Annotated in this window: 22 protein-coding genes; 14 read left to right on the top strand and 8 right to left on the bottom strand. The window is 41.3% G+C overall.

Annotated features, from left to right (window positions below; genetic code table 11):
• Positions 1 to 219 precede the first annotated feature (219 nt).
• The 10 genes from D6D85_RS04480 (at position 220) to D6D85_RS04435 (ending at position 8,918) form a co-directional block, all read left to right on the top strand.
• Positions 220 to 918, top strand: coding sequence for a hypothetical protein (locus D6D85_RS04480; RefSeq protein ID WP_125670872.1), 699 nt, complete (start codon positions 220 to 222; stop codon positions 916 to 918).
• A gap of 257 nt (positions 919 to 1,175) precedes the next feature.
• Positions 1,176 to 2,945 carry a GH25 family lysozyme gene (locus tag D6D85_RS04475; RefSeq protein WP_125670871.1) on the top strand — a complete coding sequence of 590 codons (1,770 nt, stop codon included), beginning with the start codon at positions 1,176 to 1,178 and terminating at the stop codon, positions 2,943 to 2,945.
• Between the two features lie 23 nt (positions 2,946 to 2,968).
• Complete coding sequence (locus D6D85_RS16810) at positions 2,969 to 3,550, top strand: zinc ribbon domain-containing protein (RefSeq protein ID WP_237558752.1); 582 nt, start codon at positions 2,969 to 2,971, stop codon at positions 3,548 to 3,550.
• 188 nt (positions 3,551 to 3,738) lie between these two features.
• Positions 3,739 to 4,662 carry a hypothetical protein gene (locus D6D85_RS04465; RefSeq protein ID WP_125670870.1) on the top strand — a complete coding sequence of 308 codons (924 nt, stop codon included), beginning with the start codon at positions 3,739 to 3,741 and terminating at the stop codon, positions 4,660 to 4,662.
• 423 nt (positions 4,663 to 5,085) lie between these two features.
• Complete coding sequence (locus D6D85_RS04460; RefSeq protein WP_125670869.1) at positions 5,086 to 5,460, top strand: helix-turn-helix domain-containing protein; 375 nt, start codon at positions 5,086 to 5,088, stop codon at positions 5,458 to 5,460.
• Positions 5,457 to 5,942, top strand: a complete 486-nt coding sequence (locus tag D6D85_RS04455; RefSeq protein WP_125670868.1) for an ImmA/IrrE family metallo-endopeptidase — start codon at positions 5,457 to 5,459, stop codon at positions 5,940 to 5,942. The genes D6D85_RS04460 and D6D85_RS04455 overlap by 4 nt, the downstream gene beginning before the upstream one ends.
• Entirely contained in the window at positions 5,939 to 6,559 is a 621-nt protein-coding gene (locus D6D85_RS04450; RefSeq protein WP_125670867.1) for a Uma2 family endonuclease, read from the top strand. Before D6D85_RS04455 ends, D6D85_RS04450 begins: the two co-directional genes overlap by 4 nt.
• Before the next feature lie 123 nt (positions 6,560 to 6,682).
• Positions 6,683 to 6,964 (top strand): hypothetical protein, encoded by a 282-nt coding sequence (locus D6D85_RS04445; RefSeq protein ID WP_125670866.1) that lies wholly within the window; start codon positions 6,683 to 6,685, stop codon positions 6,962 to 6,964.
• Between the two features lie 70 nt (positions 6,965 to 7,034).
• The gene (locus D6D85_RS04440; RefSeq protein ID WP_125670865.1) at positions 7,035 to 7,241 is read left to right on the top strand and encodes a hypothetical protein; all 207 of its coding nucleotides are present in this window, start codon (positions 7,035 to 7,037) and stop codon (positions 7,239 to 7,241) included.
• An 18-nt stretch (positions 7,242 to 7,259) separates the two neighbouring features.
• Positions 7,260 to 8,918, top strand: coding sequence for a recombinase family protein (locus D6D85_RS04435; RefSeq protein WP_125670864.1), 1,659 nt, complete (start codon positions 7,260 to 7,262; stop codon positions 8,916 to 8,918).
• Positions 8,919 to 9,440: 522 nt separating this feature from the next.
• Here D6D85_RS04435 and D6D85_RS04430 read toward each other — a convergent pair.
• The 3 genes from D6D85_RS04430 to tuf all read right to left on the bottom strand — a co-directional run bounded on the left by D6D85_RS04430 (position 9,441) and on the right by tuf (position 12,190).
• Positions 9,441 to 10,283 carry a tyrosine-type recombinase/integrase gene (locus D6D85_RS04430; RefSeq protein ID WP_161969686.1) on the bottom strand — a complete coding sequence of 281 codons (843 nt, stop codon included), beginning with the start codon at positions 10,281 to 10,283 and terminating at the stop codon, positions 9,441 to 9,443.
• A 297-nt stretch (positions 10,284 to 10,580) separates the two neighbouring features.
• Positions 10,581 to 10,895, bottom strand: a complete 315-nt coding sequence (gene rpsJ / locus D6D85_RS04425; RefSeq protein ID WP_125670862.1) for a 30S ribosomal protein S10 — start codon at positions 10,893 to 10,895, stop codon at positions 10,581 to 10,583.
• A gap of 29 nt (positions 10,896 to 10,924) precedes the next feature.
• The gene (tuf, locus tag D6D85_RS04420; RefSeq protein WP_125670861.1) at positions 10,925 to 12,190 is read right to left on the bottom strand and encodes a translation elongation factor EF-1 subunit alpha; all 1,266 of its coding nucleotides are present in this window, start codon (positions 12,188 to 12,190) and stop codon (positions 10,925 to 10,927) included.
• Between the two features lie 151 nt (positions 12,191 to 12,341).
• Here tuf and D6D85_RS04415 point away from each other — a divergent pair, with 151 nt between their 5' ends.
• Positions 12,342 to 13,166, top strand: coding sequence for a polyprenyl synthetase family protein (locus D6D85_RS04415; RefSeq protein WP_125670860.1), 825 nt, complete (start codon positions 12,342 to 12,344; stop codon positions 13,164 to 13,166).
• Here D6D85_RS04415 and D6D85_RS04410 read toward each other — a convergent pair.
• The 3 genes from D6D85_RS04410 to D6D85_RS04400 form a co-directional block, all read right to left on the bottom strand.
• Positions 13,159 to 14,631 carry a stage II sporulation protein M gene (locus D6D85_RS04410; RefSeq protein ID WP_125670859.1) on the bottom strand — a complete coding sequence of 491 codons (1,473 nt, stop codon included), beginning with the start codon at positions 14,629 to 14,631 and terminating at the stop codon, positions 13,159 to 13,161. The two genes, D6D85_RS04415 and D6D85_RS04410, sit on opposite strands and share 8 nt — an antisense overlap.
• Positions 14,632 to 14,926: 295 nt before the next feature.
• Positions 14,927 to 15,154 (bottom strand): ferredoxin, encoded by a 228-nt coding sequence (locus D6D85_RS04405; protein WP_125670858.1) that lies wholly within the window; start codon positions 15,152 to 15,154, stop codon positions 14,927 to 14,929.
• A 67-nt stretch (positions 15,155 to 15,221) separates the two neighbouring features.
• Positions 15,222 to 15,680 carry a metal-dependent transcriptional regulator gene (locus D6D85_RS04400; protein ID WP_125670857.1) on the bottom strand — a complete coding sequence of 153 codons (459 nt, stop codon included), beginning with the start codon at positions 15,678 to 15,680 and terminating at the stop codon, positions 15,222 to 15,224.
• Positions 15,681 to 15,830: 150 nt separating this feature from the next.
• On the opposite strand from D6D85_RS04400, the gene D6D85_RS04395 reads away from it, so the two are divergent.
• Together D6D85_RS04395 and D6D85_RS04390 are read left to right on the top strand one after the other, a co-directional pair.
• Positions 15,831 to 16,034, top strand: coding sequence for a 30S ribosomal protein S17e (locus D6D85_RS04395; RefSeq protein WP_125670856.1), 204 nt, complete (start codon positions 15,831 to 15,833; stop codon positions 16,032 to 16,034).
• A gap of 298 nt (positions 16,035 to 16,332) precedes the next feature.
• The gene (locus D6D85_RS04390) at positions 16,333 to 17,679 is read left to right on the top strand and encodes a nucleotide sugar dehydrogenase (RefSeq protein ID WP_161969685.1); all 1,347 of its coding nucleotides are present in this window, start codon (positions 16,333 to 16,335) and stop codon (positions 17,677 to 17,679) included.
• Between the two features lie 4 nt (positions 17,680 to 17,683).
• On the opposite strand, the gene D6D85_RS04385 is transcribed toward D6D85_RS04390, so the two are convergent.
• Together D6D85_RS04385 and D6D85_RS04380 are read right to left on the bottom strand one after the other, a co-directional pair.
• Positions 17,684 to 18,730: a (Fe-S)-binding protein gene (locus D6D85_RS04385; protein WP_125670854.1), complete on the bottom strand. Its 1,047-nt coding sequence runs from the start codon at positions 18,728 to 18,730 to the stop codon at positions 17,684 to 17,686.
• 2 nt (positions 18,731 to 18,732) lie between these two features.
• Positions 18,733 to 20,040 (bottom strand): FAD-binding oxidoreductase, encoded by a 1,308-nt coding sequence (locus D6D85_RS04380; protein ID WP_125670853.1) that lies wholly within the window; start codon positions 20,038 to 20,040, stop codon positions 18,733 to 18,735.
• Between the two features lie 123 nt (positions 20,041 to 20,163).
• On the opposite strand from D6D85_RS04380, the gene gcvT reads away from it, so the two are divergent.
• Entirely contained in the window at positions 20,164 to 21,255 is a 1,092-nt protein-coding gene (gene gcvT, locus D6D85_RS04375; RefSeq protein ID WP_125670852.1) for a glycine cleavage system aminomethyltransferase GcvT, read from the top strand.

The raw sequence follows: 21,255 nt of genomic DNA, 5'->3' as shown, positions 1-21,255 counted from the left end.
GTCCTAATCTTAGAAATCTCAGATTAAAAATCCCGATCTTTTCAGCTAAATCAGACCGGCTTAACCTGCTTTCTTTTCGTAGTCTTTTATCCTGTTTTGGCTTTTGCTCTGCATATTAATTACATAATTACGATACCTCATTCCATTTTGATCGTTCAAATACAATTGCTAAGAACCTAGCTGTGGATTATTAGAAATTTTGATATAATTGTGTAAAGGTTGAAAAATAGATTCTTTAAGATCATGCTCAATAGATTAAAATGGGTTCTAATAGGAGCATTAGTTCTCTTTGTAGCTGGGACAATAGGAATAAGCATTTTCTATGTAAAACAAAAACCAGCTCCAGTTATGGAAAAACCCGAAGCATCTAAGGAAGAGCCTAAAAAAGAAATGCCAAAAGAACCCGCTCCTACCGAGCTGGAAGAAGTTGATGTCTCTGATTGGAAGACTTATACAAATGAAGAGTATGGATTTGAAGTGAAATATCCAAAAGACTCAAAAGTGGGAAAGGTTGGGAAAAGCATCGTAATAGATCTTCCACTTACCCCCGGTACAAACCTAACTGGAAAGTATTTAAAAATTTTTATAGATAATAAGAATCGTGAAGAATGCTCCGACCCTGCTCCTGAATATACTCGTGCTCCCGGTACTCTAGAGGAACTAAAATCAGAAAGAGTGATCTTTAATAAAGTAGTCTTTTACAAGAAAGAAGTAGGGGATTGCGGAATGGGTAGTTGTATTATTACCCAATACTTTAGTACTTATCACAATGATTACTGTTTCCATCTCACCTTTGAACTTTATTATAGTGGTGTAATTTATACCCCCGATTATAAAGGCCCATTGAAAGAATTTGATGAAATTAAAGAAAAAGAAACCTTTAATAAAATGCTCTCCACCTTTAGATTCTTTAAGTGAAAACACTTAAATTTTACTTGAATATTTAATATCAACTTTAACAACGAAAAGTAAAGAAGGAGCTATCTCTCTTAAATAATTATTTTAGAGTTAAAAATAAAGAAATTGGGATTTATCTAAATCAACAAACATCGGAAAGAGCTTGTGTAACTTTTTACCATTAAGTCCTTGAACTTTATTAAAGAAGATACAGAATGGCAATGACGAAAAATTTATTTAGAAGAGTGCATCAGGAAAAACAATAGGGGCGAGAGGGAATGAAATTGAAGAAAGAATTTTCTGTCCTTCTATTTATAGGCTTGATGATGGCCAGCATAATCTTGAGTGGACATATTCCTCGGGTTGAAGTTTTAGCTCAATCAAGTAAAAGAGTAAAAGGAATTGATGTAAGAGAGGATATAAATTGGTCAGAAGTGTACCACTTAGGTTATAGATTTGTATTTGTCAAGGCCACTGAAGGAGTAAATTGGGCAAAACCAGGTTTTGAAAAGAGGGTAGAGGATGCTCGCAGAGCAGGTTTTTTAGTAGGTGTTTATCATTTTGGACTTCCTGTGGATAAAGAAGGAAACCCACTTAACAAAGCTAAAGATGAAGCAGAAAGTTTCCTTCAACTTGCTGGAAATTATCTTAAGGAGGGATACCTCAGACCTGCTTTAGATATTGAAGATATAAAGCATCCAAAACTTGGAGAACTACATCCAGAACTACTAGGTAAGGAAAAACTTGCACAGTGGATAAAGGAGTGGATGGACACTGTAGAGGGGAAAACCGGCGTAAGACCTATTTTATATATGAATTCGTTTCTATTTTACTTTTTAAGAGATTCTACCATAGTTGATCAGTACGATATTTGGATTGCCGATCCCATAAATAGGGAACCCACTTCTATCGATTTTCCTGAGACAGGAGGATGGAAGACTTGGGCATTTTGGCAATATCAACGGGACGTTAATCTTGCTAATGGAAAGGCAGATCTAAATTTGTTTAATGGCGATGAAACTGAATTGCGAAAATTCATTATAACTCCTGCGAAGAATTTTGACATAGTCCTTGTGATTGATCGTTCAGGAAGTATGGGAGATATATGGCAAGGAGAGATGAAGATTGATTCAGCTAAGAAATCAGCAGAGGCTCTCATTAATGTAATATTGCCGGGAAATAGAATTGCTCTTATAACGTTTGCTACTGATGCCCATGTTGATGTCCATTTAACTTCAAATTTCGATGCTGTTAAAAATGCCATCAGTAAAGCATGGCCGGGTGGATACACGAACATAGGTGAGGCTTTAAAGGAGGCATTAAATGAACTTGAAACTGGAATTGGCGTTATGAAAGCCATAGTCTTCTTTACCGATGGGCATATTACAACAGGGATGAAGGAAGAAGATGTTTTAGAGGGGCCTGTTAAAGAAGCAATAGATAAGAAAATAAAAATTTATACTATTGGCTATGGAGATCCAAGCTATCTTCGTGAAGAATTTCTCAGAAAAATGGCAGAAAGTACTGGAGGAAAATATTATTATGCTTCGGATTCTTTCAAGCTTGAAAACATCTTCATAGAGAGTGGGCTGAGAACAACTGGATGGAAGATTGAATCTACATTCACGGGAAGTGTTAAGGAGGGAGAAATAGTAAAAGCAGGAACGTTTAATGTTGCCTTTGGTACAGATTCTATCAGGGTGGTTTTAAACTGGAAAGGAAGCAATTTAGATTTAAAAATTTATGATCCATTAGGAAAAGAAATTAATTTCACAGCGCCTAACGTTATTTACTCAGGGGATGTTAAACCAGAGTATGTCATAATAAAGAATCCCTTGGCAGGTCCTTGGACTGTGAAAGTTTATGGAAAAATAGTTCCTCAAAAAGAGGAATATTATGTATGGATCTCAACATACGTCTTACCTTCAGCTCAAGCTTTCTCCATCCATGGATACGTTCCATTACTTATATTAAGTTTGATCTTTTTATTAATAGGAATTTTCACATGGCGCTCCATATCAAAGAAAAGTTTAAATAACAAGCTTTAGCAAAAAAATAAGGAGGGAGGAAAATGTCTCTTGGAAAAATTTCTGGAATTTACAGGCCCATTATTAAACTAGTAATTTCCCTGATAGTCTTAGGAATAATCAATGCTATTGCAGTCAGATTGCCTGGCATGGAAGTTCCGATTCCCGGAATACCCTTTGGGATTCCTGATATCGTCACTGCAATAATTGCCGTAATGATGATAACCATAGTCTTGAGATTTGGATATGAAATCAGTTCCTCCATTAAAAGTACCTTCCCAACCTTTCCTGAAGTCGCTGTTATTGCTTCGAATTTAGCTTACCTTGGAGCGATATGGATAGCATATGCTTCATTCAAAGGTATGTGTTATCCATTCTTAATAGGAGCTACCTGGGTTTACTCGCTTATCTTCTTGGCTGTCGCAATTTTGCCAGCGATTAGAATAGCAAGCACCCTATTAGGTAGCATCGAGAAATGGACTACCCTATTGCACAAAGGAATTAGTGAAATATCCGGAGAATTTGATACCTGTCCTAATTGTGGGAAAAAAGTACCCAACGGCTCGTTATTTTGTCCCTACTGTGGTTCCAAGATAGCAGAAGCTAAATCACCTGAAGAAAGGTGAGTACTGCCCGGGTTGTGGGGTAGAGTCGGAACCAGAGGCAAAGTTCTGTACCACCTGCGAAAAAGAGGTATTTTTTGTTCAGTTCGATAAGAATAATTGCAAGCCCCCTGTTATAAAGGCCCTCCCTATTTCACTAATACGGAGATATGTTTATATTTTGGGCACTCTTTCGAAATGCGGTGGATCCTATGTCGTATATGAAGTGGCTGCTGGCTGTGATTCTGGTAGTTATCATAGGTGGTCTGGTTTATTACATTCTCTTACCGCCAATTTCAAGAGGGGGACTTATCGGGGAATATCTCTGCGTTGTTAAGGACGAACAGTGTGAAATAGGGAACACCCTTGAATTCAGACCAAATGGAGAGCTCTATTATACATCAGGTAAGTACACTTACACTGGAGAGTACACTGTTGCTGGAAAGTACGAGATCGAAGGAGATAAGATAACACTCATCATAGAAACCTTTGGCACCAAAGCTGTTTATAGGGGGAAGATAGGAAAAAATGAGATCATATTGGAGAATGGTTGCATCTTCAAGAAACCACGTAAGAGCATTGATGGCAAGATCAATCGAGGAGATATCATAGAGGTTGTGGCTCAGACTGTGGATGTTTTTAAACAGCCTAATGGGGAAGTAAAAGGCACAGTGCATGCGGGTGAGATAGGCACAGTTACTGGAGGACCCGAATACGCAGGGGGATTAACTTGGTGGTTTGTGATATTTCCGCAATCTGCCGGCTGGGTCGCTGAAACAAATGGTGGGGTTCTCATTAAGGAGAAAATAGACAATAGGTTCCCCAATAAACCTTCTAATCTGGAACCACCGAATGGGACAACGGGTGTTTCTTTAACCCCAACCCTACGTGCATCACCCTTCAGCGATCCGGATGGAGATTCTCACTTGAAAACTATGTGGGTAATACTTGTAGAAAAAGACAAAAAATTGGTTTGGAACAGCGGATGGCGCACCTATGATCTGACAAGCACTAAAGTCCCTTCCGGGATACTCCAGCCAAATACCGAATACGAATGGTGTGTGCTCTATATGGATACTAGTGGAACAAGCTCTCGCTCTAATTGGACTACCTTTACTACAGGATCAGGAAAATAAAATAGATTTCCTATATAATTTTTAGAGAATAGATTTTAAATAGAGGTCATGATGAATACAAAGTTGAGGCTCCTCAATTATTAATGGAATAATTTTTATTTTAGCTTGAATAAATCCATTTTTAAACTTTTGGTACATAGCTATAGACCGTATAGTCTAATAGCCCAAAATATACCGCTACCGTAGATGCCATAGTTGTTACTTGAAGGGCGGCGCGCGCCTTTATCGTAAATCCGCTTATCTATACCTAATCCCCTGTAACCTCAAAGACAGGTTAAAGTCTAAATTTTTAAAAATAACCTTGGCCTATATTGGAACTTGCAAGTAAATGAGAAAGGATAGAAATTAATAAATTTGTTACATGCTTTTAGCAGAAAGGTCAAAGTCTTTTTTAACTGCTTAGCTTGACAATAATTTTCGCTTTTGCTAATATCATCTATAGGCGATATGAATTTTGGCCAAAAATTGAAACAACTGAGAATACAGAAGGGATTAACTCAGCAACAGTTGGCTGAGAGGCTTGGCTATAAGACAAACAGCTATATTTCTGATGTTGAGAGCGGGCACTTCATCCCATCAAGGGAAAAGTTGAAGAAGATCGCTAAGGCTTTGGATGTTCCGTTTAAAGTGCTTGAGGACATGCTTTTGGAGTCAAAACTTGAGGCCTTAGGAATAAAGGAGCCTGAGCTTTTGAGCTTATTCAAGGATATTCCGAGCTTGCCAGAAAGAGATAAAAGGGCTATAATTAATGCCTACTTAAAGGTTAAAGAGAGAAGAATGAGGAAAAAGAAAACATGAGGCACATAATTGAGAAAGCAAATGAGATAAGGGAAAAGTATGGAATAGATGACCTTGAGCTTTTGGCTTCAAAATTGGGAGCAGAAGTTATAGAAATCCCCTTAGGGAAGATAATCAAGGAGGTTTACATAAAGGATGAAGGTGTTATCGTGATAGATCCGAATTTGCATCCTTATAAGAAGAGGCATTTAATTGCTCATGGCCTAGCTCATCACCTATTCCACAGAAACACAAGAGTGAACTACTTTCTGGATGAAAGAGATGACAGGTTCAACTACTGGAAGCAGAGAAGACAGGAGAAGGAAGCTGAAGTATTTGCAGCCTACCTTTTAATTCCGGAGGATAAGTTAAATGAGAAATTGAAGGAAGAATGGGTTCAAGAATCCCTAGACCCTGTTTCAGAACTAGCTGAAGAGTTTCAGGTCTCAGAAAACTTCATGAGGAAAAGGCTTAAATTCAAATCCTTAGAAAAAACTGGATGAGATTAGAAGAGTTAAAAAAGGAGAGTTATGTACAATGCGAAGTATACAGAGTCTTTAAGAATGCAATCAAATATGGAGTGGAATATTCAAAAGACTCCTATAAAGAAGTTTTTTCAGAGGTTATACCCGAGGTTCCAATAAAAATTAAGGAGAGAAAGGAAGAAAGAGCGGACCTTGTTATCTTCTCTAAAGAGTATGGGAGTTTAAAACCAAAGCTCATAATTGAAACTAAACGAAGAGTTTTTAATCAGCCAGGAAAAAGCCTAGCAGCTTATTCAAAGAAGGTTAAAAATTACGCAGAGAAGTTGAATGTATGGTATTATGTGATATATGATAGTTATTATTGGTTTTTGTTCTATCGGCTAGATCCATATTTAATAAAAGTACTCACTGTTAAAGTAGAAGAAAACCTGAATGAGGAATTTGCAAAAGATATACTGATGGCTGTTGCAGAAATTTCTTATACAAACGAGAGAAAGTATTTTAAAGAATTAGATAAATATCCGGCCACAGATAAGGACTTCGTAGGAAGAAAAATACTTCCTTCACTGGCAAAGAACTTTGAGCCTTCTAAGTGGAAGGAACTTTTAGCCAGATGGAGAGAAACTGTGCTGTAGAAACAAAACAATCGCTGAGTTCTAATTCTTAAGAGAAGAAAAGACAAGCCTCTTTTTATTTTCCTCTTGACAATCGTATTCGCCCGATATAGACTGGATAAAGAAAATCATAGTTTTACGATTATGAAGCTAGTAACAAAGATAAATGAGAGGATTTCAATTTATGCTGATGAGAACCAGTTTGTAGTTAAGATTAGATCAAGGCCAGATCAGAGGCTTGATAAGCAAGAAAGTTGGTATTTCCCTACTCTGGATATGTGTTTTCAGGAGATCTTTGAGTATTTGTGTAGAAAGAGGCTAGCTGATGGGAAGAATAAGAGCTTAAAGGAAGTAGCCGAAATCATTTTAAAGACTAAAGAGGAAATCCTCAAGATAATGGAGCCTTTTGTTAGGCTCAGACCCTGAATTTTAATTGGGATTTTATGGGGTAAAGGCGGTTTAAAGGCATTTTCGCGCAAAGAAAATTAAGGACATGTTGAGCCAAGAACTCCTAGAAGAATTAAGGGAAATAGTTAGGGAAGATCTTGGAAAAGAGCTCAGCGACAAGGAATTGTTTGAGTTTGGAGAAAATCTTCTCTCTTATTTTGAATTGCTGGCCAAGATTTATGCGAGAGAGAATCTAAAAGACCTTCGGAAAGTTGAAGAGGAAATAAAATTTGACTCATTAGCAAAAGGGTTGTAGAATAATTTATTCCTTAACATGAAGGCAGTAATCTATGCGAGAGTTAGTTCAAGGGAGCAGGAGGAAACTGGTTATTCCTTACCTGCTCAAGAGAAACTCCTCAGAGAGTATGCTGAAAGGAAGGGTTTTGAAGTTGCAAGGATTTTCTCAGTCTCTGAATCTGCAAGCGGGAAACGACAAAGAGAAATTTTCAAGGAGATGCTCTCTTTTGTAAAGAGAAACGACATTAAGATCATTCTCTGCGAAAAGGTTGATAGGTTAACTAGAAATTTAAAGGATGCTGTTTTAATTGATGAATGGCTTGAGAAAGATCCTGAAAGGCAGGTCCACTTAGTCAAAGATTCATTGGTCCTCCACAAAAACTCTAGGTCTCAAGAGAAGTTAAATTGGGGAATAAGGGTTATTTTAGCTAAAAACTACATTGAAAACCTCTCTGAGGAGATAAAGAAGGGACAGATGGAGAAAATAAGTCAAGGTTGGCTTCCCGGAGTTCCGCCATTGGGTTATAAGCTTGTTGGGAGCGAAGGACACAAAATTCCGGTGATCGATGAGGAGAAAGCTCCCTTAATTAGGAAGATGTTTGAGCTTTATGCTACTGGAAATTATTCTCTGGAAAAACTTGTTGAAGTGATGTGGAAAGAAGGTTTGAGGACGAAAAAAGGTAATAAGCTCTGTAAGTCTAGGATGGCTTCTCTCCTATCACATCCATTCTACTACGGGAAGATTAGATGGAATGGAAAGCTTTATGACGGAAAGCATCAACCCATAATTTCAAAAGAATTATTCGATAGAGCCCAGAGAGTGTTAAATGGGAAGACTACCCCAAAATACAGAAAGCACCTCTGGCTTTTCAAGGGATTAATTAGGTGCGGTGAATGCAAGAGGCTCATCACTTGGGAAAAACACAAGGGAATTGTTTACGGCCATTGTAGCCAATACAGAAGATGTGCTCAGAAGACTTGGGTTAAAGAGAATGAAGTAGAAAAGCAGGTTTTAGAGGCCTTCGGAAACCTTGAGATAAAGAATAAACGGTTAATGGAGTGGGTTCACAAAGCCCTAAAGGACAGCCACAGAGACGAAATCGCCTACCGTGAAGCATGTTTAAACGAGCTTAAAAGAAGGTATGAGATGATTTTGAATAGGTTAGACAGGCTCTACGATGATAAGCTGGATGGAAAGATATCTGAAGAATTCTACGAGAGGAAGCTTAAGCAGTATTCAAAGGAGAAAGAGGAAATTGAATCTGCAATCAAAAGGCATGAGAGGGCCAACTTGAAGTACTATGAGCTCGGATTAAACCTCTACGAATTATCCCAAAGAGCAAAAGAAATCTATCTAAAAGCCAATCTTGAAGAGAAAAGACAATTAATAAGGCTTGTTTTCAAGGAGCTTTTCTTAAATGGGAATAAACTCGCTTTTACCTACACAAAGCCATTTGAGCTCATATCAAAAGCTGTTAAAGAGACAAACAGTTCGAAAATTGAAATCTCTCCTCAAATTTCATCTGAAAAATTCGAACCACTAAAAATGAACTCAAAAACAGGGGTAAAATCCCCTGTTTGTCCTGTTTGGCGGAGAGCTTGGGACGATTTTAGAACTCTAAAATGGATAGATGAAATCGAATGTCCCGAATTGATTATAAAACAAGTTAAGCAGTTGTTGCAAGCCCACAGCTAAATTTAGGGTTTTCATGGGGTAAAGGTAGGTTTTTGTAGGATTTCTATCCCTTAAAAGGATAAATATCATCTTTGAATCCTTAGCCCTTATAACCCAGCTTCGCCCTTAAAATAAGCCTGTATAATTCTTCTTTTACTTCTTCGCATGGCAAACTCTTTTTGCAGACCTCGCTACCTTCCTCACAATCATCCCGAATGTGTAGCATGCAAGCTGACCTTGCTTGATCAGAAATTCTTGAAGCTTCTGATTCACTTTTACCCTCAGCTAATGCTTTATACTTAAAGCTTTGAGCAATTGAGTCGCAGTCGCTCAGCTGATGTCGGAGTTCCCGATGTCTACATCCTGGAATTCATTGGGATGGTAGATCGGTTTACTGCTTTGCAAATTTCTTTGGGTAAACCGATTATTCTACAGTGCATTTCATGTTTTTTAAATGTCGGCATATTCTCACCTTAGGGTTTCTAAATCTTCATCCACCACATAAGTCATCTTAAGTTCACAGTTAAAAGAATATTTAAGCTTTTAGCTCAAAACTTTGAGATTGGCTTTATCGTATATTTCCTTTAGCTTTTCTGGGCTGAAGTCTGTATAGTGCCTTGCCAAAACGCTCCTTGGAACCCTTCCGCAGAAAGCATCGACATACCTATCAGGAACTCCCAGCCTTCCCATTTCGCAGGCAAACCACTCCCTCAGCACCTGAGGGGTTATTTTTACTCCCCTTTCTCTCTCAAACTGCTTGCATCTATTCCTGAAATAGTGCTCGCCGAATGGAAAGAGCTTTTCCTCTCCTTTTAAATTGGAAAAAGATCCCAAGCACTCTTTCAAGGCCTCTTCTGCCTCATAGTTGTAGAAGGTAATCCATGTCTTCTTCGTCCTCGATCCCCCTCTTGGAATTATCATCCTCCTCTCAAAATCTATATCCCCAATTTTGAGTGAAAGAACCTCCTTTCTCCTAAGTCCAGTTGTGGCGTAGATCAAAAACATCGCTTTGGCTAAGGGCTCCTTCAGCCAGCTGTAAAATTCCTTGAGATCTTTCTTCGGGGGAATCTTGACCAATTTGTAGGGTCTGCTTGGGAATTTGAACCCCTGAATGACCTCTGGCTTTCCCAAGTAATCCCTGTAAAAGATCCTCAGTGCCTTTAAGATGTTTGCATAGCTGTAGGGGGATAGATCCTTGAATCTCATCAAATATCTCCTTATATCAGACCTTTCAGCTTGAAGAGGGTTGAAATCTGAGTTCTTAAATAGTCTCTTTATCTCCAAAATGTGCCTCTCAACAGTTCCTTCTTCCAGCTGCCTGTCTATCAGCAAATAATCTCTGAAATCATCTAATATTCTCTTATTCTCATCATTCTCAATTCTCAAGTCGTGAAGTCCCTCACGGATTTTAGAGCCTTTAGATTCTCCATTTTTCATAAGGGGGAAGCCTTGAGAGCCGGTGGCCCAATCGGGCCTCGTGGGTTCAAATCCCACCCCCGGCGTATACCCGGAGCCATTGGCTCCGGGTTCTGAGTTTATGGAGGAGTGATATCATTATCCCAGTAACTTTCCTCTAATTAATTTATCAAAAATTCCTTTTTAATATAACCCAAAATAAAGGTACTATAAAACTTATACACCAGAACTGTTAACTTCGGCTTCTTCATGCAGGAGAAATAACAATCACTTAGACAGCATCACTATGCTTATTTTCACATCCTCCGGCAGGGAGATTTCCATCATCCTTCTGACAAATCTGTTGTCTGGATTTGGTATGTCTATTATCCTTTTATGGATTCTCATCTCAAACTTATGGTATGTGCTTGTTCCCTCACCTGAGGGGTTCTTCAATGTAGTCACTCTCAACCTCTTTGTGGGCAGAGGAATCGGGCCCTTAATTCTTATCCCCATTTTCTCGGCTATGTCTTTTAACTGTCTAGATACCTCTTCTAAGCTCCTTGGGTTTGTGCTGATGAGCTCAACCCTCAGGGTATCCATTGAATCACCTGATCAAAAAAGGAGAGAGTTTATTTCTTCTTCTCCATTGGCACTACATCCAATACTATCCCAGCAGCTACCGTTATTCCCATGTCCCTGACAGCAAATCTGCCTAGAGGTGGAAAGTCCTTGAATCTCTCTATGACAAAAGGCTTGAGAGGCTGAAATCTGACCACAGCAGCATCTCCTCTCTTTATAAATGCGGGATTCTCCTCTAAGACCTGTCCTGTCCTTGGGTCTATCTTCTTCTCTATAGCCACTAACTTGCACGCCATGTGCCCTGTGTGAGCATGAATGACAGGGGTATAGCCCGGAGCTATCGCTGTTGGGTGCTGCAGAACCACTATTTGAGCTGTGAACTCCTTCACAACAGTCGGAGGATTGTTCACATGCCCTATCACATCCCCTCTCCTTACCTCATTTCTCTCAACTCCTTTCACGTTTATCCCTATGTTATCACCTGGTTCAGCCTTCTGCAACGGCTCATGATGCATCTCTATGCTCTTCACCTCAGCTGTTTTGCCAAGAGGCTCTATTATTATGCTGTCTCCAGGCTTGAGAACTCCTGTCTCAACTCTGCCGACTATCACAGTTCCGACTCCCTTTATGCTGAAGACATCCTGAACTGGAAGCCTTAGAGGCTTGTCTAGAGGCTTTGGAGGCGAGGTGAAAGTGTCAAATACTTCATACAGAGTCGGTCCATCGTACCATGGGGTCTTATCGCTCTTTTTTGTCACATTGTCCCCTTTCCACCCGCTTGTCGGGACGAAGTGGATCTTTGAGGGGTCATATCCAACTTTCTTCAGCAGATCAGCAACTTTTGCCTTTACCTCTTCATATTTCTCCTTGCTGTAGTTAACGGTCTGGTCGTCCATCTTGTTTATAGCAACTACAAGCTGATTTACACCCAGTGTCTTTAGGAGGAATGCATGTTCTATCGTCTGTGCCTGAACTCCCTCTCCATGTTTAGCGCTTACAACTAAAACAGCTGCATCAGCTTGGCTTGCGCCTGTTATCATGTTCTTCACGAAGTCCCTGTGTCCAGGAGCATCTATCACTGTTATCATCTTATGAGGAGTCTCTATCTTCATGTGAGCCAGATCTATTGTGACTCCTCTCTCCCTCTCCTCCTTCAACCTATCTGCAAGCCATGCCAGCTGTGCCTCTCCAGCTACCTCTGCTGGAGGAAGCTCCTTGACCAAACCGAGGTCAAGGAGTATTCTTCCGACTAGGGTGGATTTTCCATGGTCCACATGTCCGACGAAGATCAGGTTAATATGCTCCTTCTCAGGCATCCAGACACCTCTTCACAATCACCAACTTTTCCCAGCGATAGGCAGTGCCCACATTTTTAACCTTTGTGGAAAGGTATAAAAGAAAATATCATGTTATAAAATGAAGAAATTATTATTAAGATCTCTGGTGGCAAGGGGATAGGTGTGGAATTTGATCTACAGCGCTCAGCTTGAGGAAAGGGTAAAAGAGCTCATATCTCCATACGTCAACAGGGGATCAAGAGCATTGCTTAACGTGCTCTCCGAATACAGAGGATCCATCTTCTATGAACCACTTCTCGAGGCAACAAGAGGAGGAAAGATGATAAGACCTGTGCTCCTCTACCTGGGAAATGAGATAGGCGGGCCCAGAAGAGATCCGGATCCTGCAGCTGCAATGGTGGAACTTCTGCACACAGCATCCTTAATACATGATGATATAATAGATGGAGATCAATCTAGGAGGGGATTTCCCTCCTTTCACAGGAGATATGGGCTGGAGCTCTCCATATTGATAGCTGATTTCATTTTATCAATTGTTCTGAGGATAAGCTCGATGTATGGCTGCGATATAAGCGATATAGTCGCTGCTGCAACGAGGCTCATGAGCGAGAAGGAGGCTGAGGAGAGTCAATTAGTTAGAAAAAAGGAGATAATATCATTTGAGAGATATATGGATATAATATATGGAAAGACAGCAATACTTTTTGAGACAGCCCTGAGGATAGGCGGCATGCTCTCCGCAAAGGAAAGGCTGGCCGAGGATCTTGCATTGATAGGAAGGAACATGGGCCTGATATACCAGATGAGAGACGACCTCAACGATTGGGAGAGAAAAGAGGAGCTATCCCATCTAATAGATTCTTCAGATCCCAGGACTGTTATATCGAGGAAGATAGACGAGATAAGGGAGGAGACTATCTATATCCTTGAAAAACTTCCCTCCTCTAGGGCAACAGAAGTGCTGAGCTTATTGTTTTCTTATATATCTACTTAGATTTTAATAAAAATAAATAAAGGACTATAATCTCTAATATTGATACAGTTATAGCTATGCTGTGTTCATGCATTAAAATGGGAGTTATGAATGCTTCCACAAATCCTGCTATAAACAAGAGGACTGCAGATAGCACTACTAAATCAGAATATCTCATTGCCACCTCCTTTAATGACTCATATCTGCTTTTTTCTCCAGGAAATATCAATGAGAGGCCCATCTTTATGCCGATAGAGCTTGCTATCAGTATGGCTGTCACCTCCATCACGCCATGTGGGAGCACCGCGGAGAGGAAATCAAGGGCTCTGCCCTCTCTCATTAGCAGACCTCCCACGCTGCCCAGTATCACTCCGTTAATCGCTGTAACGGAAGGGGAGGCTATGATAAGGGGACCTCCTCCATACAAAAGCAACCATACTTTAATATTATTTAAAATTATCATAATCGCTGTTACAAATGGACCTGGCATGCTTATGTTCTCTTTTCCCATGAGCTCCTTCAGCTGGCTCACTATATCGCTCGGCATCCACATGGCAAAGAATGCTGAAAACAACAGGATGAAAAAAGATGCCAGAAAGAACGGTGTTATCTCCCTGAACAGCCTTGGAGAGTCCCACATTGACCTCAAAAGAATGTTAAGTCTAAAGGGCTTGGTATATCTCTCAGCTTCATCTATTCCCCTGAGCACTCCTGCTTTGATGGAAAGGGATCGTCTTTCCTCTTGGGAAAAGGCAAATAGGGATGCTTTTTCCAGTATATCGACGAAGTCCTGCTGAGAGAGAATACTTCTTGCTGGGATGTATCCAGCCAGCACAGAAAAAGCTAAAATGGAGCATGGATCATCGCTGCCAATTGTCTCCATAGATCTCCTCTTTATCTCATCGATTTTTACCCCCCTTTCTATATACTTTATTGTATTTTCCAGTTTTTCTGCTGGAAATGTACTTGCTTTCTCCTTTATCTTATCTATAAGGGCTTCAGCAACAGCTAAATCCATTGAATATGCTCCACCTTCTACCATTTTCCTCTTTTTGTACTCCTCAGGGCTTATTACTCTTACAGAAAGCCTCCTCTTTGAGACAACAATGGTTCCAGCTGCTCCATCGCCGATTCTCCTCTTGTCCTTGTTCAGCACCATGGGAAGGTAGAGAAGGGAGGCGTCTGCCATCCTGATTATGTTCCTCACAAGTGCCTGTCTGTAACTAATTGGCCTAAAGGAGTCAGAATCTAGGATATATAAGTTCATCATCTTTTTTCCAGGACTTGTTGAAAGAGCTCCCTCGGTCAGCGAATAATATAGAGTCGTCAGCACAACAGCAGAGGATGTCGCTAAAGAGAACTGCACAAAAAGAGAGTATTTGGCCGTAAAAATGAATATAGGCATGCTGATGACGGAGATTATCATGAGATCTATGATACCGGCCATAAGCCTCTGCGCAACAGTTGCATAAGGAACTTCTATCAAGGACCACCTCCTATCCCTTTGGTCAGTGCATCTTAAAAACAATCTTGATTCAAGCTTTATAACAGTTATAGCTATTATCAAATTTCGCCGGAAAAACCACGCTATTCATAGTAAGTGGTGAAAAGCTTAAAAATAAGAAAGTCCTGTTGCTTTGGGATGTTCCCCCTCCCCGGGCAAATGCTGGAAGCCCACAGGCTCAGCTGTGGGCAGCTCATAATGCGCGATGATGATACGAGCATCGACCGATGAGTGAGGTGCCCAACTCACTCTGAGCGCAAAAATAAAAAAGAGAGGGTCATATCAGCTGTTTCTGAGACCCATCCTCCTTTATCTCATATATGTGAATTATATTCACAGGACAGGCCTGCGCAGCATCCATGTTGCATCCCAGGTCATCCAGCTCCGTCTTGACTGGAGAGGCAAGACCATCATCAGCTATGTACCAGTTATCGGGGCAAAGGGATGCACAAACACCATCAGCTATGCAGCTCTCTCTATCCTGAACTATCTTGTACTTGGCCATATGATCACCACCGCTCATTGCTGGGATAAATATTTTAACTTTTTCTTGCTGCAAATATGCTTCACAGTTAAGTACTACACTTCAGATCTGCTCTTTCCTCAATATACTCCTTTATCCTTCTTCTCTCCTCCTCCGGTAGGCATTTGTTCAGATAATCCATGAATGCAACCAGCCTTTTAGCTGTCTCCACGTTTACCCCATGCTCCACATGGCATGCCTCCTCTCTGGCCTCATCCTCCGGCACACCAAGAAAGTTCACAAGGAATGAGTAGAAATCCCTCTCTATTCTGTCCAGAACTTCTGCTATTCTCTCCCCATCCTCCGTTAGCTCAATGCTTCCATATCTGCTATACTTGACTAAGTTCATCTTGGCGAGCCTTTTCATCGCACCTGTCACACTAGGAAGCCTCACATTTCTCTCTCTGGCAAGATCTCCTATTCTAATCTCCTTTTTCCCGCTTTTCTTCAGTCTATATATTGATGTAAGGTATTCCTGCAGTCCTGGTGTTATATCAGAGTTTCTCACACGTTAAACGATCATAACTTTCTAAAAAGCTTTGCTTTAGATGAAATTTAAATTATTATTTTTAAAAATTCTTGACAAATAGAAGCTCCCATGGACATTAAAAGTTAAATACTGCTTAGACAGTAGGGGCGTGCAGTAGCAGGTGGTGACATGGGAACAGTAAAGGAGAAGAACATAAAGAGGATCGCATACAAGCTGGTGAAGGAGTACTCTGACCTGTGGACAACGGATTTTGAGCACAATAAAAGGATTCTCAATGAGATAGCTGAAATAAAGTCAAAGGTGTACAGGAACAGAATAGCAGGCCATATAACAAGGCTGAAGGTCAGGGAGATAAGAGGAACCCTAGTCTAATCTCTCTATCAAATTGAAAGGAATCCTGAGTTATCTCTTTAAGCAAATTTTAGATATCCCTTAAGATAACTGCTTCATCTTTTGCCTCTTCGAAGTCTTGCTAAGCAGTTTTGTTCCTCATTCCAAGAATTATGTTATCTCTCCCCAAAAACTATCAGCAGCAACAATCACATGCACAGGCTGAACTAAGTTATAAAACTATGGGTTTTGAGATCTTTCATGGTCATTTTCCTCGATTTCAACAATTCCATCAGAAGGGCTTTTCTACTCGAGGATGCATGTGAATGTGGTGTGGCAATTGAGGTTCAGAAGAGTTGGAGTGATCGGTCAGGGATACATAGGCTTGCCAATAGCTGTCCTCTTAGCTAACTCTGGCGTAGAGGTAGTTGGATATGATGTGGATAGATCGCTCGTTGAGGAGCTCAGAAAGGGAATAACAAGATTAAATGAGAGGGATCTGAAAGACCTTCTGAAAAAGGCGATATCGACCGGAAAATACAGGCCGAGTTACAAAAAAGAGGACTTAATGGGGATAGATGCAGCAATAATAGCCGTTCCAACACCAAAGTTCTCGGATGGAAATCCGGATCTGAGCTTTTTAGAGGATGCAATAAGGACAGCAGCCCGTTATGTGGGAAAAAATGGGCTGATAGTTGTGGAGAGCACGCTTCCTCCGGGCTCAAGTGGGATGATAATGAACTGGCTCAAGCAGGAGGAGAGAAGCGATCTGATGATAGCATACTGCCCTGAGAGGGCACTGCCCGGCAGATTGATAGAGGAGATAACTGGAAACACTAGGATAATAGGAGCTGACTCTCTTGAGGCAGCAAGAGCTGCAGAGGATCTTTACAGGCTTTTTATCAGGGGAGACATAGTTCACACATCCTTCAGGACAGCAGAGGTAGTCAAATTGGTGGAAAATGCATACAGGGATGTGAACATAGCTTTCTCCAATGAGGTTGCCAGAATATGCGAATTGCTCGGGGTAGACTTCTGGGAGGTCATGGAGCTTGCAAACAGACACCCAAGAGTTAATCTCCTAAGAGCTGGACTGGGAGTTGGAGGACCCTGCCTGACAAAGGATCCTCTCTTTCTCTATCATGCTGGGAGGAAGTTGGGATATGAGCCCCTCATGATATTTGAGGCCAGAAATGTGAATGATTCCGGCCCCTACAGATATGCTAGAATAGTTCACGAGGTCATGGATCTCGTTGGGTGCAATGGAAGAAGGAGGATAGCTGTCCTAGGTGTCACATACAAGGAAGGGGTATCCGACACAAGGGAGAGCCCATCGGAGAAATTCATAAAGTTCTTCTTAGAGAAAGGATATGATGTGGTGGTGTACGATCCCAGATCAGATGAGACATTTGGGGGAGCTAGGGCAGGGAGCATAGAGGAAGCAATATCTGGATCGGATTGTGTTGCTCTTCTGGTAGGTCATCCAGAGTTCAGAGATCTCGAGATATCCAGAATAAGATCCCTTTCTGGGAAGGATAACTTGATCCTGTTCGATGCCACGGGAATTTTAAGACATCAAGATAAAAAGGGTGTTATATACATAGGAGTGGGCTTACCTATTCCATATCCTGCAATTAAGAGGATGGAAAAGATATATCCTCATAAAGGTCTATCAGGAGAAGTTTAAAGATTTATAGCCTGAAGGAGTCAAGTAAGATGCTGTAGATATCCCGAATCTCGATCTTTCCCCCTTCTATGCTCGAGAAAAGGTAATAGGAAAATGGATCAACAATCACTAGCATATCTGCTCCGAGATCAGAGGCAGTTTCCATGATTTTAGATGCGACGGATTTCATCAAGTCTTGAGATATCGTGTATGCAAGGGAAAATCCGCAGTCCATGCAACACCAATCGGGCAGATCAACAACATCATATCCGGCAATCTCTAGTATGTTCCTCGCCTTATCTGTAAAGGAATCCCTGCACGATCCTATAAGAGCTGCTTTTCCTGACCTCCTCTTTATTGCCTCTAGATCCTCAGGTACCATCTCAAGGAGATAATGGGAGCTCAATCCAGACTCCTTAAAGCTCTCTTTGCACGAGATACATGGAGTGACTATGTCCTCAAAACCCTCTATCTTGGATCTTGCTCTCATGAGAACCTCCTTATATGCATCCACATGTCCAGCTATCTTCAGAGGATAACCACAACATGGTTCAGCTGATTCTAAAAGGCCTAGATCATCTTTAACAACTTTCTTTGCCACCATATATGCTGAATTAGCCATATCCTGAGACCTTGTTGTCCAGCATCCAGCGAAGAAAAGATGTTTCTTTGGCCTGGCTGATCTCCTCACTTGGATCCACTTTCCCTTGTCCCAAGAATCCCATGGATGATCATTTACCTCTATGTTCCTTCTCATTCGGGCTATATTGTATGGAGGCACATATCCAGCTCTGATAAGCTCCTCCCTTATCCTGATCATCAAGCCTGCTATGTCTATGTTCAGCGGGCAATATTTGTTGCATACAGTACATGAGCCGCACAGATAAAGATGCTCTATTGAGTTTATTGAGAGCTGTGCGACTTTGGTGTTTATGGCCCTGACAATGTTAATCCTCGATCTTGGACCCAAGCTCTCCTTTCTCTCAGATGCATGAAACAAGGAACAGCCCTCATTACATGCCCCACATGAAATGCATCTCGATATCTCCCTCCAAGTTCCCTCGGAGAGCATGATCACTCCTCCTCTGGCATGAAAATAGGGTTCATCATGAAGTTTGGATCAATGCATCTCTTCACTCTCTCGAAAAGCTCCCTGTTATCCAGGCTTTTGAGCTTCAAACCGGCCATATTTGTTCCTGTTCCTGTGCCGAAACCGAAAATAGCTTGTATCTCAGATAACTGATCTATTGCCATTTTCAATGCTCTTTCAGCTCTTTTCATCTCTTTTTCATCAGAGAAGTCATATGTGAACCCGGTTAAGATCCAGTTCATGCCGGGATTCACCATGGTAACTGTCTCAAGTTTCATCCTCGATCCTATTGCATCTATCCTGCTTATGGACTCAAATATGCTGTCCCTTGGCACGGTAAAGCTGAGAAAGCTAGCAGTTCTGCATGTGGATTTCAATCCCTCTATCAGATATCCCCTTCCCTTCCATTTCGGGAGGTACATTGGGTCATATTCCTCAACATCGATTTTCAGGGCTCCCTCTCTTTCAGCTATGGATTCTATCTTCTTATGTATTTCATCCTCTCTTTGAGGTGCTTTGAGCAGCATGTGAACTCTAGCTCCCATACTAACCTCTTTTCCTCCCAACTCAAATAAATCCCTGTAGTAGAACTCAAATCCAAGCAATGGAATGCCAGATGCGTCGACAAGGGAGTGCATCTCAATGGCATCCTCTACATGGGGCACATCTATTTCGTAGAGCAATAGTCTCTCAGGTCTCCTGTAAAGCCTTATCTTAACTTTTGTTATTACACCAAGGGATCCCTCTGTTCCAATAAATAAGCTCTCAATCCCTCTAGCCCCTATTGTGGTTGATCCCAGCTCCATTAAGCTTCCATCTGGCAAAACAACTTCTAAGCCCAGCAATGTGCTTCCGGCTGTGCCATATGCGAGAGATAAGGGGGAAGCTGAATCCTCTGCTATAACCCCTCCAAATGTCGAGAGGGAGAGTCCATCTGGATCTATTGGGAAGAAGAGATCCTTTGGAAGATTTTTCAGGAGATTGCCGATCTGAACTCCTGATTCAACTGTTGCTGTGAGATCCTCCTCATCTATCTCGAGAATTTCACCCATCCTCCTTGTCTCTATCAGAACTCCTCCCTCAGCCGGGCATCCCACAAAAGAAGTCCCATTTCCCCTAACAAACACCTTTTTTCTCTCATCAGATAAGCTTTTCAGGATAGATGATACCTCCTCCGGATCAGAAGGTCTTATGATGGCATCCGGTTTACTGAAGTTGTTGAACATCGTGTAGGAGTAAGATATAAGGTCTACATCAGATGACAATATATTGCCTCCCTCGCTCTCAAGCATCTAGAATCACCGGACAATTAGAAACAATGTTATCGTTGGTAGACATTAAATTACTGGAGGAAAAATATAAAAGTTTCCCTCGTTTTCAGATAAAGTTAAGAGCTTGCTGTGGCACAGCTGAATATGCACTTGAGGACCCCCTTGTATGAGGATCATGCCTCTCTCGGTGCAACTTTCACAATATTCAATGGATGGGAGATGCCACTTAAGTACACTAGCTCAATAGAGGAGACCCTCTCCGTGAGAAATGATGTAGGAGTATTCGATGTATCCCACATGGGCAGGCTCTTCATATCAGGAAAGGACTCCCTCAGATTTCTCCAGCTTGTCTGCACAAATGATGTAGATGTGGAGATAGGAAGAGGGAGATACACACTGATACTAAATGATAGAGCTGGCATAATGGATGATGATACTGTTTTCAGACTTTCTGATGACAGATTCCTCATGGTTGTGAACGCTGGAAGCAGGGATAAAATACTCTCTTGGCTCAACAGAGTGAAGGAGGAAAGGGGCTTTGATGTTGAGATAGAGGATGAAACTATGAAGACAGTGATGGTAGCAGTTCAGGGACCGAGGAGCAGGGAGATAACTGAGGATCTTCTGGGAAAGCTCGATATAAAGAGGTACAGGATGGCTGAAAGCTCATTCAATGGCTTGCCTGTTCTTGTCAGCAGATCTGGATACACAGGGGAGGATGGATATGAGGTCATATTCAGGGATGTGAAAAAAGGCATCCTATTCTTCAGAGAGATTGTGAAAAGAGGGGCAAAGCCCTGCGGGCTGGGGGCCAGGGACATACTCAGGCTGGAGGCAGGAATGTGCCTATATGGCCAGGACATGGACGAAAGCACCACACCAAAGGAGGCAGCATTGGAAGCGGTTGTCAGCTATGAAAAGGAGTTCATAGGAAAAGAGGCACTTTTAAACAGAGTTCCTGATAAGATAAGGGTTGGAATAAAGAGCACTAGCAGAAGAAGTCCCAGACATGGAGCAAAAGTGATAAAAAATGGAGAGGCTGTCGGATATGTCACAAGCGGAACATATAGCCCGACTGTAAACTCAGGAATAGGGATGGCATATCTAAGACCCGATCTCTCCTCAGTGGGGACAGCTCTTCAAGTTGATGTAAAAGGGGATCTGATAGATGTTGTTGTTTCGGAGATGCCGTTTTATGACACGAGTAAATATGGCTGGAGGAGGACCAAAAGCTAG

Source organism: Candidatus Methanodesulfokora washburnensis (assembly GCF_003947435.1).
GTDB classification, from domain to species: Archaea; Korarchaeota; Korarchaeia; order Korarchaeales; family Korarchaeaceae; genus Methanodesulfokora; species Methanodesulfokora washburnensis.
This window is presented reverse-complemented; position numbering and strand designations above follow the sequence as displayed.